The following is a 13,778-nucleotide window of genomic DNA, read 5'->3' as shown; positions in this document are numbered from 1 at the left end:
TGGGTGATTTTTATGGAAATATTGTCTACTGGAGAAAAAATTAAAAGAGCAAGAGTTTATAATGGCATAACATTAAAAGAATTATGTGGAGATAAAATCTCAATTTCAAAAATGAGTTGCATTGAGAATGGGAAGGTTAAGGCTGATAATGCAACCATTAAATTTATAGCAGAAAAGATTGGAATTGAGTATGAATATATTGTTCATGATGTTTATGAACAAATAACTACGAATTTAGCTGTTATCAAGGATAGTACTAGTAAAGATAAGAATATAGAAGAAAATATTAAACATAATCTAGAGTATGCTGTGGATTATGAATATTATGAACTAGCATTTGAATTAATACATATATTATTTTCATATTATCTTAAGGAAGAAAAATATGAAAAGATACAATTAATAGTATCTCAATATTATGATTTATATCAAAAGGATAACAAAGAAGAAAATACTATAATTTATTTTAGCGATATGGCTAAATATTTATTGCAAAACAATGAGTATAATGAGGCGATAGCTTACTATAGTAGGTTAAGGGATGTAATTAAGGTTAATAGTGATGCAGAGAAATCAACATATTCCAATATAGCTTATTATGAAGGAATCTGTTACTGTTCAATAAATCAATTAGATAAGGGGTATGAGCTACTTTCACAAGCTGTAAAGTATTCAGATGCTATAGATGATATTACTATTCGGGGCAGAATATTTAAACAATACGCATTAGTTTGTATATTGTTAAAAAATTCTCAGGCTGAAGAATATATTGAAAAAACATTTAAATGTCAAAAAGATGACCCAACATTAGTAGCTACTGCTAAGGGGGAATATGGTAAAGCGTATTTTACAGCAGGTGAATATGATAGAGCTATTATGGAAATTACAGATGGCATAAATATATTTCCTCAACACGATAAAGAAAAGTATGTTGAATTTTTGAATGAATGTATATATACATTATATAAAAATAGGCAATATGATAAAGCTTATGAATTAATAGGACATGCTTTAAACCTAGCTATTGAAACTGGTGATATAAGGCTTATAGAAAGAGATTATTATTTCAAAGGGAGCATTCTTCAAAAGCAGGGCAAATATATTGAGGCTGAGATGTATATGAATATTTCCTTAGATTCAATATTAAAGTTTGGAACCACTGAACAAAGAAATCAAAGATATTTAGATATGGCTAATATGTACTATAATTTAGGGGATGTTCAGGATTCAATAAAGTATTTTTCATTAGCAATGAATAAAGATAAATTAATATAAAAAAAGGGCATTCCTTCAGGAATGCCTTTGATTTTTGACTTTTTTGCCCATAGGACGTACTATAATCAATGTTGCTCCAAAGCCTTTTAATTGAGTAATTATATTTAGAACAGAACTTTTCTTAGCATATTTAAATTCAATTTTAGGAAAAGATGCTTTAGATAAAATCTCCTTTTCCCCTATACTTAATCTATCAGGTTTACCCATAGAGAGCCAATAATTATAGGAGGATCCAGTTTTCTCGTTTATTTCATAGAAGATTATCCTAGAGTCTTTGTTAACATTAGTGAGATTTAAGGATATCTTTTTTTCAATAGTTTTAGAAATACCACGTTTAGTTAGTATACTTTCTGTATCTAGAAGGTTATCTAACAATTCATCGTAGGTATATAATAATATGTTAAACCCTTCAGAATTTTTAGTTACTATATACCCATTGTCTTTTGAAACTACTTCACCAGATAACTTGCTCATTAAATAATATGCATAATATGAAGGTTTTCTAATTGCCATATCATTAATTAAACCTGAGGAACCTATAAAGACTTCGTTATTTAAGTAGGTCTCTCTCTCAAGAACATCAAAGGCACGCAGAGAGCTCATATCATCATTCTTAAATATTTCCTTGTGAATTATATAAGGAAGCATATAGGCAGTATCATATAAGGCATTAAGTCTTCGGTTTTGAGTGAAAATATTAATTAACACTTCATAATTTAAAATTTCACTAATGTGATTTCTTAAAGCTGACTTAAGTTCATCATCTAAATTAGATCCAATTTGGAATTTAATTAAAGAAAGATCTACTGTCTCTATATCTAAAAAATAAGAGAAAAAGCTGTTTAATACCTTTTTGTAATCCTCAATGGAGAAACTTTTATTATCTAATACTATTAGAGGATTGATATTAATAAAATCTAGAAATTCTAAAACGGTTCGGGCTCTATTCCAATTATAAAAGTTACCACCCTTAAAAACCCCCATATCTTCATTAAAGAAATTCTCTAATCTTCCATGAATAAAATGGATTTCTCCCTGAAGCTCTTCTAAAATATCTCGATTATCATCTATCAACAAATCAAAGGCATCCCCAAGACTTATTATATCTCTGAATTTTTCTCTGAATTTACCTTGAGAATTAGCCATATCAACATGAATACTCCAAAGTTTGTTTTCATAATTATATCTTTCATAATCTTCAAGATATGAGGAGATAAAAGTAATGGACTCATCTAAAGGGAGATCGGTAACACTTTTCAGTTTTTCATATTCTTCAAATGAGACCTTATTTTTTCTCTTAAATTGGAGAGGAGTGCAATTATAACGAATTTTAAAATGTTTGTTTAAATATCTAACGTGAGAAAATCCAACCTCATCTGAAATTTCCGATATACTCATGTCACTAGCTAATAAGAGCTTGATAGATTCCTCAATCCTAGTTAAATTAAGAATATCGGTAAAGTTAGATCCTGTAGCATATTTTATTTCATGTGAAAGATAATGAGGACTCAAAAATTCCTTTTTAGCAATCTCTTGAAGCGTTATATTTTTGTTATAGTTAGTATAAATATATGTAGAAATTCTATGATATCTTTCAAGTTGTGCTTTATTATCTTTTAGTTCTTCCTGCTCATAGAGCAAATAATGAAAATTATTGATTAAGTGGAATAATAGATTAATTAATATACTTTCAATTTCTTCATCATAGTTTTCTTGCTTTTGAACATATTCATACAAAAGCTCTGATAAGAAAATCCTTAATTCATTGTATTCATCACCTGTTTGTGAGTCTATGCTACTTGAATCAGTATAGAAAAATATATTAGCTACATCCTTATAATATTTAGCGAAAAATAAGGGGTCTATATGAAAGAGTAAAAGCTTATTTTCATCATCAGAGCTAATACTATGAGCTTCATCTATATTAATTATTTCTAATTGATTTTCACTAATCTCAAAGTTGTCAGTATTACTTGAAATTTTAATTCGACCTTTTAACACGTAAATTATTTCTATGCAGTTATGCCAATGTAGGGGATATTCCTGTACAGAGGAATAGAAAATTTTTACAGGCAGTTCTGAATTAAAAGAAATATATTCTTTTCTCATAAGGTACCTCCTAATATTTTTGGTCTATTTAAATTATAGCAATTATTAGTATTTTACAAAAGAAAAAAATAATTCAATAATACTTTGACTTTCTTTGACCTTAGTATTATTATAAGAGTATAGATAAAATTTTTATTAAAAGGAGGATTTATTTATGAATGTAGATAAAATGACTTTAAGAGTTCAACAAGCATTAAATGAGGCGAATTTAACAGCTGTAAAATATAATCATCAACAAATTGAAATTGTTCATCTTTTTTCTGCTCTTATAGAACAAGAAGATGGATTAATTCCAAATATTTTCACTAAAATGGATATTGAGGTTAAAGATTTGAAGGGAAATATAAATCAGAAACTTAAATCTATGCCTAAAGTATTAGGTGAAGGCGCAGATTCTTCAGGAGTCTATATTACAAGGAAAGTTGAAGAGGTTTTAGTAAAAGCAGAAGATATTTCTACAAAGTTTAAAGACTCATATGTGAGTGTAGAACATTTAATGCTTGCCATTATGGAGGTTGACAGTAAAGGTACAGTTGGAGAAATTCTTAAAAAATTTAATGTAACAAAAAAAGATTTTATGAAGGTTTTAGAAGAGGTTCGTGGTAATCAAAGAGTTGAAACTCAAGATCCAGAAGGAACCTATGATGCTTTAAGTAAGTATGGTATAAACCTAGTAAATCTAGCTAAGAAGCACAAACTTGATCCTGTAATAGGAAGAGATGAAGAAATAAGAAGAATAGTTACAACTTTAGCTAGAAGAACAAAAAATAATCCGGTTTTAATAGGCGAGCCGGGAGTTGGTAAAACAGCTATAGTTGAAGGTTTAGCAGAAAGAATAGTAAAGGGCGATGTGCCAGAAGGATTAAAGGATAAGATAATATTTTCTTTAGACATGGGTTCATTAATAGCTGGAGCTAAGTATAGAGGTGAATTTGAGGAAAGATTAAAAGCTGTTTTAAAAGAGGTACAAAGTAGTGAGGGAAAGATAATATTATTTATAGATGAAATTCACACTATTGTAGGTGCAGGAAAAACTGAGGGTGCTATGGATGCAGGTAATTTAATTAAACCTTTGCTTGCAAGAGGAGAACTTCATTGTATTGGTGCTACAACCTTTGATGAATATAGACAATACATTGAGAAGGATAAGGCTTTAGAGAGAAGATTTCAACCTGTAATAATCAATGAACCAACTGTAGAGGATACAATATCAATTTTAAGAGGTCTTAAAGAAAAATTTGAAATTCATCATGGTATAAGAATTCATGATAATGCAATTGTTGCTGCTGCAAAGCTTTCTCATAGATATATTCAAGATAGATTTTTACCAGATAAGGCAATAGATTTAATTGATGAAGCTGGAGCTATGATAAGAACTCAAATAGATTCCCTTCCAGCAGAATTAGATGTTATTAGAAGAAAATTATTTCAACTAGAGATTGAAAAGGGTGCTTTGGAAAAGGAAAAGGATGAAGGTTCTAAAAAAAGACTTAAAGATATTGTAAAGGAAGCAGCTGAACTTAAAGAGAAAAATGATGAGATGACAGCTAAGTATGAAAAAGAAAAGGGGCATATTACTTCATTAAAAGAATTAAAAACTAAACTTGATAATACTCGAGGCGATGTGGAAATATATGAAAGAGCTTATGATTATAATAAGGTAGCAGAGATTAAGTATTCAACAATCCCAGGTCTTGAAGAAGAAATTGAGAAAAAAGAAAAGGAAGTTAAAGAAAATTATAAGGGAGCTCTTTTAAAGGAAGAGGTTACTGAGGAAGAAATTTCAAAAGTTCTTTCTAAATGGACTGGTATTCCAGTATCTAATTTATTAGAGGGTGAAAGAGATAAGCTTTTAAGATTAGATAAGGAATTGCAAAAGAGAGTAATAGGTCAAGATGCAGCAGTTGAGTCAGTAACTAGTGCTATATTAAGAGCAAGAGCTGGCCTTAAAGATGAGAATAAACCGATTGGATCTTTTATATTCCTTGGACCTACTGGAGTAGGTAAAACAGAGCTTGCGAAAACTTTAGCAAGAACTTTATTTGATAGTGAGAAAGCTATGATAAGAATTGATATGTCAGAATATATGGAAAAGCATTCTGTATCAAGATTAGTTGGAGCACCCCCAGGATATGTAGGATATGAGGAGGGCGGCCAATTAACAGAAGCTGTTAGAAGAAAACCATATTGTGTTTTACTTTTTGATGAAATTGAAAAAGCTCATGAAGATGTATTTAATATATTTCTTCAGATTTTAGATGAAGGTAGATTAACAGATAATAAAGGAAAGACCGTTGATTTTAAAAATACAATTATAATAATGACTTCTAATATAGGATCTCAATACTTGCTAGATAATGATAATGAAGATGAGGTAAGTGTAGAAAGTAAAAAGTTGGTTATGGGAGCTTTAAAAAATAAATTTAAACCAGAATTTTTAAATAGAGTAGATGACACTATTATGTTTAAGCCATTATCAGAAAGTGGAATTAAGAAAATAATTGATATTTTCTTAGATGAAGTAAGATATAGATTAAAAGAAAAAAATATTGAACTTGAGGTTACTGATAAGGCTAAGGATATTTTGGCAAGAGAAGGCTACGATGTTGTATATGGAGCAAGACCTCTTAAGAGATATATCCAAAATACCCTAGAAAATAATTTGGCTAGAAAAATCATAAAGGGTGATGTTCATTATGGATCAAAGGTAGTAGTGGATGGAGAAGAGGATAATTTAAAAATTTATACAAGGTAAAAATAGCTTGTATAGGAAGAGCTAAAAGTGCAGAAAATAGAATATAATTAAAAAGGGATGCATCTTAATGTATCCCTTTTTCTTTAAATTTTATGACATTTAGGAGAGATGAATATGAATTACATTACGCCAGTGAATAGTTATTTAGTTTTAATGCCATCAGGTAATATCAGAGGATTTAAAGATGTAGATCATGCTAGAGGATTAATTCAAGAATATTACTTAAAAAAAACTTTAAGTAGTATTCATAATGGGGAAGAAGGTTCACAGGATATGCATGAGGACTTCAATGATATAGGAATAGTTGCTGGAGTTGAAGACGGAGAATGTCAGATATATAATTTAGATGACTTTATGGATAAAATACGTAATTCAGATATATTTCAAGAAGAAAAAGATGAGCTGATTTCAGAGTTACTTAAGGAAAATATTAAATTAAATGTGTATGATTATGGAGTATATGATTTGTTATCTGATGTGGATGTAGAGTTGTCGTAGACAACTTCTTTAAAGAATTTAAGTTACATAACAAATTCCAAAAGTTGGTATTAATTATATTGAATTACTTGACACGTGTTAAATACGTGTTACAATAAGAGTATAAGTAAATTAGGAGATGGTACAAATGGTAAAAGACAATTACAACTATCCAATGATATTCACATATTTAGACAAAGAAGTAAAGATAAGAGCTGTAGATTTCGAAGAATGTTCTACATCTGTAGAGGGAGAAAAGGATCAAATACAAGCTGCAATGGATTTACTATCGGAGTCAATAATGGATTATGAAAAGAAAAAGAAAAAACTACCAAGCACAACTGATATTTCTAATATAGAATTAAAAGAGAATGAAAAATTATTGTATGTAAATGCTTGGATGCCATATTTTAGAAATAGAGATTAGGTAAAACAAAAATCTTATTTTTAGAAAATTATTGCAACACGTACATTGTACGTGTTATGGTAAATGTATAAAAAATAAGAGGTGCTAAAAATGTTAAAAGATACTTATAATTATCCTATGATTTTTACATATTCAGAGGATGAAGTTAAAATAAGAGCTGTAGATTTTGAAGAATGTTATTCCTTTGTAGAAAAAGAAAAGGATGCTGTTGAATATGCAATGGAAATTCTATCTAGAACAATAATAAGTTATGAAAGTAAAAAAATAGAACTACCAAGTTCAACTCAGATTTTTAAAATAGAACTAAAAGATAATGAAAAATTATTGTATCTAAATGTATGGATGCCATATTTTAGAGGTAGAGTAAAAGACACTTATGTTAAGAAGACTTTAACTATTCCAAGTTGGTTAGATATATTAGCAAAAAATCATAATATAAATTTCTCCAGTGTGTTAGTAAAAGCTTTGAAAAAAGAGTTGAATATAGAAAAATAATTGTAATAATTAAATGAATTAAAATATATAATTATACATCACATTTAGATATGTGTTTTTTTTTATACTAAAGTCAATATATAGAGTAAATGTTCTGCAGAACATGGTAGTAGAATGCGGGGTTAAGAGTTATAATAAATAAAACTGATATAAGAAAGGTAGTGATATGCATGGGATTTTTACGTTGGCTAGGAGGAATAGTAATAATCATCTGGTTATTGGGGTTATTACTTAGAATTGGTGGAGGCGTTATACATATTTTGCTTGTTGTCGCTGTGGTAGCATTTATTTTTGATTTCCTTTTTGGAAGAAGAAAATAATAGAAAGTAATTAGTAATACAAACTAGGAGGAGTGATTAACAATGGAAAAACGTGATTTGTATTTACAAAAAATTGATGCTCAGATAGATGAATATAGCGCTAAGCTAAAAGTGATGCGTAGTAAAGCTACTGTAGTTCATGTTGATATGAAGTTGGAATATCTTAATCAAGTTGAGAAGCTTGAAGAAAAGAGAGACGATTTGAAGAAAAAATACAAAGAAATTAGTAAAGCTAGCGAAAGTTCATGGGAAGATATTAAAGAGGGAACTGAAAATGCTTGGAATGATCTTAAGGAATCTCTCGATAAAGCAATAAAACATTTTAAATAATGAAAGGTCACGGTATAAACCGTGACCTTAATTTTTTTATGTACTACTTAATTCCTGTCTCGTACTGTTGAACCATTCTCTTAACCATTTCTCCACCAACACTTCCGCATTGTTTTGAAGAAAGATTTCCATTGTAGTCAGTGAAAGGAACACCCATTTCTGAAGCTACCTCACTTTTAAATTTTGATATTCCGCTTTTTGCTTCTGGTACTAGTGTTTGTGCCATAATAAATTCCTCCTCTAACGATTTATTTTTATTTGCTAAGCATTACTTGCTTGCAGTATTATTATATGTAAACCGAAAATATATAACCTATGATTATATAGGTAATGGAGGAAAAATGTACAAACTCTAATTAAGTAAAATCAATAGATAAATCAAAGTGTGCAAGTGTTAATACTGTGCATATTAAATCCTTATAAAGAATAAAGGTCACGGTATAAACCGTGACCTAAACATTTCTTAAATTATGTAATTACTTAATTCCTGTTTCGTACTGTTGAACCATTCTCTTAACCATTTCTCCGCCAACGCTTCCGCATTGTTTTGAAGAAAGATTTCCGTTGTAATCAGTGAAAGGAACACCCATTTCTGAAGCTACCTCACTCTTAAATTTTGTTATTCCGTTTTTTGCTTCTGGTACTAGTGTTTGTGCCATAATAAATTCCTCCTCTAACTTTTTTTTATTTGCTAAGCATTACTTGCTTGCAGTATTATTATATGCAAACATAATAGATATAACCTATGATTAAATAGGGAATAGAGGAAAAAAGTACAAACTATTATTAATTGAGAACACATTGATAATATAAGCAATTTCAATGGATAGAGGCTATTTTTTCAAAAATTTTGTTAGCCTAGTAACAACAGGAACTATTATGATAACAGATATTATACATTCAGGAACGCCGTTAGTTAAAGCTATAGTTCCTAATATACCAGCAACAGAGCTAGAGCTTATATCCTTTAAAGATGCATATTGTTCAGCAAAAACCAAATAAGTAAGTCCTAAAACTCCGACAGTGTTGGTAATAGTACCAACTACAGCAGCAAAGCCAAAGGCAATTTTTGGAGTGTTGAATCTATTCTTTATAAATTTATAAATATAGTATGAAGTAATTCCTATTAATAGTCTTGGAATAATCGCAACTATAGGATTCATAAAAACAGGAGATAAAAGAGTTGGGGCAGTAATGTTTTGGTAAATTGAAAAAAGACCAAATACTAATCCAACTGTAGCACCTACTATAGGACCTTCTATGATAGCACCAATAATAACTGGGATATGCATTATAGTAGCTTTCATAAAAGGAAGAGGAATAAATCCTAATCCTGTAAGTCCCATAAAAATAGATATTCCAGATAACATTCCAATTGTAGTTAATTGTCTAACTCCAAAAATTTGTTTGTTATGATTTTTTAGCATTATATGTCCTCCATTTTTAATTTATAATTAATATAATTTGGTGGATAATTAATAAAAAATTGCAAAAAAATATCGTCGCTTTTTATTGTACCATTATAAATATAAGTATCAACATAAAAAAAAGGAAGCAAATTATAAATTCGCTTCCAAAATGTTAAATTTATTGAAAATTATTTGGATTATTAAATATATCGCTTTTGTCAGGCATAATCAATGCAGCAATTATGTATAAAGCTATACCTGTACCTAAAGCACAAACAGCTAAAACCCATAGAATTCTAATTAATGTGACATCTGCTCCAAGGTATTCAGCAACACCTGCACAAACACCTAATATTTTTCCTTCATTCTTAATTTTATATAGTTTTTTACCAGTAGTCATGAAATTTGACCCCCTAAATTTTATTAAATAAATAATAAAAATATTCTTATATATAATTATAATCAATAAAATGAAAAAGTATAGCAGTTAGTGGTTATAATAATAAAAAAATAAGAATTTAATAAGGAAAACACAATAAGTCATTTTATAATAAAGGAGATAGTTTATGAGAGATAGATGTGAAGAGCTTTTAAAAGATATGCTAGGACATAATTCCATTTTTCATGATGGTCAATATGAGGCAATTGAATCGGCTTTGGATAGTAAGCGAACCTTAGTAGTACAAAGAACTGGATGGGGCAAAAGTATTGTATATTTTATTGCAGCTAAAATGTTAAAGGAAAGGCGTGGGGGTATAACGATTTTAGTTAGTCCTCTATTATCTCTTATGAGAAATCAAATAGAAACTGCGAAAAAAATAGGAATACGAGCTGTTACTATAAATAGTGAAAATGAAGATGATTGGGAAGAAATTGAGTCAACTTTAATTAACGGTGAATGTGAGATTGTTTTAATAGCACCAGAAAGATTAGCAAATAAAAAATTTATTAATAGGATTATACCGGCAATAAAGGATGGTCCTAATATGATAGTTATAGATGAGGCTCATTGTATATCAGATTGGGGGCATGACTTTAGACCAGATTACAGTAGAATAGTTGAAATTATAAGAACATTACCTCCTAATATACCTGTAATAGCTACAACGGCAACTGCTAATAATAGGGTTGTTGATGATATTAAAAGACAACTTGGAGATGATATTAAGATAATTAAAGGCTCATTAATGAGAGAATCTTTGAATATACAGGTGATAAAATTGCCAACTCAAGGGGAACGAATGGCTTGGATTGCAGAAAATATAATTAAGATAGAGGGATCTGGAATTATATACTGCTCAACTACTAGAGATTGTAATAGAATTTCCGATTGGTTACAAGAAAATAATATTAATGCATTGCCATATCATGCAAAGCTATCTTCGGATAGGAATGAAGCAAGAATTTTAAGAGAAGAACGGGAAAAGTTATTAATAGAAAATAAAGTAAAAGCATTGGTATCTACAGTAGCATTAGGAATGGGATTTGATAAAGGAGATTTATCATTTGTTATACATTTTCAAATGCCTCAAAATATAATAAGATATTATCAAGAAATAGGAAGAGCTGGGAGGAAACTAAAAGATGCCTATGCTATCCTTTTAGTAGGTAAAGAAGATAGAGAAATTGCAGAGTATTTTATAAATAACGGTTCGCCTAAGAGAGAACAATTAGAGAAAGTGCTGGATTTTATAGAAAACTCTAAAGAGGGACTGAGTTCATATGACTTAAGAAAAGTTATGAATACAAGTAATAGCAGTATAGAAAAGTGCTTAAAATTACTTGATTTGCATAATGTTGTTGCAAAGGTGAAATCAAAGTATATTAGAACACTACATCCATATGATTACGATGACTTTAATGTAGAACAAATTCTAGAAACTAGATATAAAGAGCTCCAGCTTATGGAGAAATATACCGATACAGATAAATGTTACATGAAATTCATTGCTAATGAGCTAGATGATAATACTTGTAAAGAATGCGGAAAGTGTTGTAATTGCATAGGAAAAGAGTATTTTAACAGTAATGTAAATACGGATCTATTAAAACAAGCAGAAATCTTTAGTAGAAGTAGATCAATAAAAATAAAAGTTAGAAAGCAGTGGCCAGCAGGAACTGTAGCTAACAGTGCAAAGAATATGTTAAAACAAGAATTAAATGAACCGGGGAGAGCGTTATCGTATTTTGGAAGCTCTAAATTTGGGAAACTTGTTGAAGATAATAGAGATAAAAATGAATATTTTTGTGATGAATTAGTTAAAGCTAGTATAGACTTGATAAAGAATAGGTGGAAGGAATTAGAACATATAGATTGTGTTGCAGCAGTTCCGTCCTTAAGAAGACCTGTAGTGGTTAAATCTTTTGCTATAAGAGTCGCGGAAGCTTTAGAAGTACCTTTCATAGATATGATAACAAAACCTATAGAAACTCCGAAACAAAAAACTATGGAAAATACAAATATGCAGAGCAAAAATGCTTATAATGGCTTTAAGGTTAATGGAACAGTTAAATATGAAAATGTGTTGCTAATAGATGATATTGTTGACTCTAGTTGGACATTAACTGTTTGTGGCTTTTTATTAAATATAAATGGAGCAAGCAGAATATTTCCATATGCACTAGCAGCTACAACTAATGGCGGAGGGGATGACTAATTGAATAACGAGGAATTTAATAATAATAGTTTAGCAATAATATTATTATGTAGTAATTTGGCAATAAATCATAAAGTTGATACGATAAAACCATTTACTATGGTTGAATGGAGTAAACTTGCAAAAATAATATGGAGTTCTTCAATTAAGGAACCATCAAATTTATTTAATCTATCAAAAGAACAAATTGAAAAAGAACTTCTTATTGAAGAAAAGGAAAGTGAGAGAATTATAAAGTTATTATCAAAGGCTGGGCAATTAACTTTTGAATTAAATGAACTAAAAAAATTAGGTATTAATATAACTACAAGAGCAGATAAAACTTATCCGAAAATTCTAAGAGAACGACTTAAACAGAAGTGTCCACCAATGATATATTATTGTGGCAATATAGAAATTTTGTGCAATAATTTAGTTGGAGTAGTTGGTTTGAAATCTGTAGATGAATATGATATAGAATTTACTAAGCAGTTAGCTGACAAAATAGTTAAGGATAAATATTCTTTGATATGTGGAAATGCAGATGGTGTGGACAGTGTTTCACAGGTTCAGGTGTTAAAAAACAATGGTAAAGTAGTACAATTTATAGGAGATAGCATGATAAATAGAATAAAAAAGAAAGAAGTAAGAGAGGATATAGTTAAAGGAAATCTTTTACTTATGAGTGATAGTAATCCTAGAAGTGGAATTTCAGTATACTCAGCTATGGATAGAAATAAGTATATTTATGGTTTGTCAGAGCTTACGGTTGTAGTTTCAGCAGATTATAATAAAGGTGAAACTTGGACAGGCGCTGCTGAAAATCTACAAAATCAATGGACTCCAACATTGGTTAGATTTGATGAAAATGTACCAAAGGGGAATTTAGAATTAATAAAGATAGGTGGAAAGAAATTTATTGAGGAGTCCTTTGAGAAGGACTTCACTCAAACTATTTAATGATATCCACAGTTCCTTCTTTTTTAGATCTAGCATGTGGTATATTACCTGAAGAATATCCAATAGAAGCTGAGCCGCAGACTATATAATTCTTTGGTATACCTAGTTCAGTTAGTATCATTCTGACTTTTGGTTCATCACAAAACCAAGCTAATTGATTAATCCAACATGAACCTAAATCTAATGAATGGGCAACAAGAAAAATATTTTCAAGAGCGACAGAGCAATCTGCCATGGCATTAGAATATTTCCTGTCGTTAGATACGATTATTAAAGTAGGTGCATAATAGTAAAAGCTATATCTTGGATCTATGGAGGCTTGTTTACCTGATATCTTTGATTTATAAGTCATTTTGTCAACATTCATATTTAAAAATGCTTCTTTAACAGCTTCATTAAGATCTTCAAGAAGATTAGTTTTTTGCAGTACTGTAAAAATTCTGGACTGAGAATTACCTCCACTTGGTGCATAGATGCCAGCATTGATGAGGTCAGCAAGGGATACATCAGGTATTTGTTTAGTGCTATAAGAACGTATACTTCTACGAGCTATAATATTATTCAAAATGTCATTCATTATAAAAT

15 protein-coding genes are annotated in these 13,778 nt (G+C 29.6%); 9 read left to right on the top strand and 6 right to left on the bottom strand.

What is annotated here, in order from left to right; all coding sequences use genetic code 11:
• The first annotated feature begins 12 nt into the window (after positions 1-12).
• On the top strand, positions 13-1,275 hold the full coding sequence (locus CLVI_RS09170) for a helix-turn-helix domain-containing protein (RefSeq protein WP_106059829.1): 1,263 nt from the start codon (positions 13-15) through the stop codon (positions 1,273-1,275).
• Positions 1,276-1,290: 15 nt separating this feature from the next.
• Here CLVI_RS09170 and CLVI_RS09165 read toward each other — a convergent pair whose 3' ends face one another.
• Positions 1,291-3,384, bottom strand: a complete 2,094-nt coding sequence (locus tag CLVI_RS09165) for a helix-turn-helix domain-containing protein (RefSeq protein ID WP_106059828.1) — start codon at positions 3,382-3,384, stop codon at positions 1,291-1,293.
• A 154-nt stretch (positions 3,385-3,538) separates the two neighbouring features.
• Between CLVI_RS09165 and clpB the strand changes: the two genes are divergently transcribed.
• The 6 genes from clpB (at position 3,539) to CLVI_RS09135 (ending at position 8,188) form a co-directional block, all read left to right on the top strand.
• Positions 3,539-6,139, top strand: coding sequence for an ATP-dependent chaperone ClpB (clpB, locus tag CLVI_RS09160; protein ID WP_106059827.1), 2,601 nt, complete (start codon positions 3,539-3,541; stop codon positions 6,137-6,139).
• Positions 6,140-6,253: 114 nt separating this feature from the next.
• Positions 6,254-6,637, top strand: a complete 384-nt coding sequence (locus tag CLVI_RS09155) for a hypothetical protein (protein WP_106059826.1) — start codon at positions 6,254-6,256, stop codon at positions 6,635-6,637.
• A gap of 127 nt (positions 6,638-6,764) precedes the next feature.
• Positions 6,765-7,043 carry a hypothetical protein gene (locus tag CLVI_RS09150; RefSeq protein WP_106059825.1) on the top strand — a complete coding sequence of 93 codons (279 nt, stop codon included), beginning with the start codon at positions 6,765-6,767 and terminating at the stop codon, positions 7,041-7,043.
• A 90-nt stretch (positions 7,044-7,133) separates the two neighbouring features.
• Positions 7,134-7,538: a type II toxin-antitoxin system HicB family antitoxin gene (locus CLVI_RS09145; protein ID WP_106059824.1), complete on the top strand. Its 405-nt coding sequence runs from the start codon at positions 7,134-7,136 to the stop codon at positions 7,536-7,538.
• 170 nt (positions 7,539-7,708) lie between these two features.
• Entirely contained in the window at positions 7,709-7,858 is a 150-nt protein-coding gene (locus tag CLVI_RS09140) for a lmo0937 family membrane protein (RefSeq protein ID WP_106059823.1), read from the top strand.
• Positions 7,859-7,900: 42 nt separating this feature from the next.
• Positions 7,901-8,188: a sll1863 family stress response protein gene (locus CLVI_RS09135; protein WP_106059822.1), complete on the top strand. Its 288-nt coding sequence runs from the start codon at positions 7,901-7,903 to the stop codon at positions 8,186-8,188.
• 43 nt (positions 8,189-8,231) lie between these two features.
• Here the strand turns inward: CLVI_RS09135 and CLVI_RS09130 are convergent, their stop codons facing one another.
• From CLVI_RS09130 to CLVI_RS09115, 4 genes are all read right to left on the bottom strand, one after another.
• Positions 8,232-8,414, bottom strand: coding sequence for an alpha/beta-type small acid-soluble spore protein (locus CLVI_RS09130; RefSeq protein ID WP_106059821.1), 183 nt, complete (start codon positions 8,412-8,414; stop codon positions 8,232-8,234).
• A 250-nt stretch (positions 8,415-8,664) separates the two neighbouring features.
• The gene (locus CLVI_RS09125) at positions 8,665-8,847 is read right to left on the bottom strand and encodes an alpha/beta-type small acid-soluble spore protein (protein WP_106059820.1); all 183 of its coding nucleotides are present in this window, start codon (positions 8,845-8,847) and stop codon (positions 8,665-8,667) included.
• Between the two features lie 174 nt (positions 8,848-9,021).
• Complete coding sequence (locus tag CLVI_RS09120; protein ID WP_106059819.1) at positions 9,022-9,615, bottom strand: ECF transporter S component; 594 nt, start codon at positions 9,613-9,615, stop codon at positions 9,022-9,024.
• Between the two features lie 160 nt (positions 9,616-9,775).
• Complete coding sequence (locus CLVI_RS09115; RefSeq protein WP_106059818.1) at positions 9,776-9,997, bottom strand: PspC domain-containing protein; 222 nt, start codon at positions 9,995-9,997, stop codon at positions 9,776-9,778.
• Positions 9,998-10,163: 166 nt separating this feature from the next.
• On the opposite strand from CLVI_RS09115, the gene CLVI_RS09110 reads away from it, so the two are divergent.
• Both CLVI_RS09110 and CLVI_RS09105 read left to right on the top strand, forming a co-directional pair.
• Positions 10,164-12,254 carry a RecQ family ATP-dependent DNA helicase gene (locus tag CLVI_RS09110; protein ID WP_106059817.1) on the top strand — a complete coding sequence of 697 codons (2,091 nt, stop codon included), beginning with the start codon at positions 10,164-10,166 and terminating at the stop codon, positions 12,252-12,254.
• Positions 12,255-13,193: a DNA-processing protein DprA gene (locus tag CLVI_RS09105; RefSeq protein ID WP_106059816.1), complete on the top strand. Its 939-nt coding sequence runs from the start codon at positions 12,255-12,257 to the stop codon at positions 13,191-13,193.
• On the opposite strand, the gene CLVI_RS09100 is transcribed toward CLVI_RS09105, so the two are convergent.
• Positions 13,186-13,770, bottom strand: a complete 585-nt coding sequence (locus CLVI_RS09100) for a nitroreductase family protein (protein ID WP_106059815.1) — start codon at positions 13,768-13,770, stop codon at positions 13,186-13,188. The two genes, CLVI_RS09105 and CLVI_RS09100, sit on opposite strands and share 8 nt — an antisense overlap.
• Positions 13,771-13,778 lie beyond the last annotated feature (8 nt).

The organism is Clostridium vincentii (assembly GCF_002995745.1).
In the GTDB taxonomy this organism is placed as follows: Bacteria; Bacillota; Clostridia; order Clostridiales; family Clostridiaceae; genus Clostridium; species Clostridium vincentii.
Note: the sequence above shows the minus strand (reverse complement) of the source record. Positions and strands in the feature narration are given on the sequence as shown.

Coding starts and splice junctions, on each gene's coding strand:
- CLVI_RS09170 (WP_106059829.1), top strand. CDS start 13: ATGGAAATATTGTCTACTGGAGAAAAAATTAAAAGAGCAAGAGTTTAT.
- CLVI_RS09165 (WP_106059828.1), bottom strand. CDS start 3,384: ATGAGAAAAGAATATATTTCTTTTAATTCAGAACTGCCTGTAAAAATT.
- clpB (WP_106059827.1), top strand. CDS start 3,539: ATGAATGTAGATAAAATGACTTTAAGAGTTCAACAAGCATTAAATGAG.
- CLVI_RS09155 (WP_106059826.1), top strand. CDS start 6,254: ATGAATTACATTACGCCAGTGAATAGTTATTTAGTTTTAATGCCATCA.
- CLVI_RS09150 (WP_106059825.1), top strand. CDS start 6,765: ATGGTAAAAGACAATTACAACTATCCAATGATATTCACATATTTAGAC.
- CLVI_RS09145 (WP_106059824.1), top strand. CDS start 7,134: ATGTTAAAAGATACTTATAATTATCCTATGATTTTTACATATTCAGAG.
- CLVI_RS09140 (WP_106059823.1), top strand. CDS start 7,709: ATGGGATTTTTACGTTGGCTAGGAGGAATAGTAATAATCATCTGGTTA.
- CLVI_RS09135 (WP_106059822.1), top strand. CDS start 7,901: ATGGAAAAACGTGATTTGTATTTACAAAAAATTGATGCTCAGATAGAT.
- CLVI_RS09130 (WP_106059821.1), bottom strand. CDS start 8,414: ATGGCACAAACACTAGTACCAGAAGCAAAAAGCGGAATATCAAAATTT.
- CLVI_RS09125 (WP_106059820.1), bottom strand. CDS start 8,847: ATGGCACAAACACTAGTACCAGAAGCAAAAAACGGAATAACAAAATTT.
- CLVI_RS09120 (WP_106059819.1), bottom strand. CDS start 9,615: ATGCTAAAAAATCATAACAAACAAATTTTTGGAGTTAGACAATTAACT.
- CLVI_RS09115 (WP_106059818.1), bottom strand. CDS start 9,997: ATGACTACTGGTAAAAAACTATATAAAATTAAGAATGAAGGAAAAATA.
- CLVI_RS09110 (WP_106059817.1), top strand. CDS start 10,164: ATGAGAGATAGATGTGAAGAGCTTTTAAAAGATATGCTAGGACATAAT.
- CLVI_RS09100 (WP_106059815.1), bottom strand. CDS start 13,770: ATGAATGACATTTTGAATAATATTATAGCTCGTAGAAGTATACGTTCT.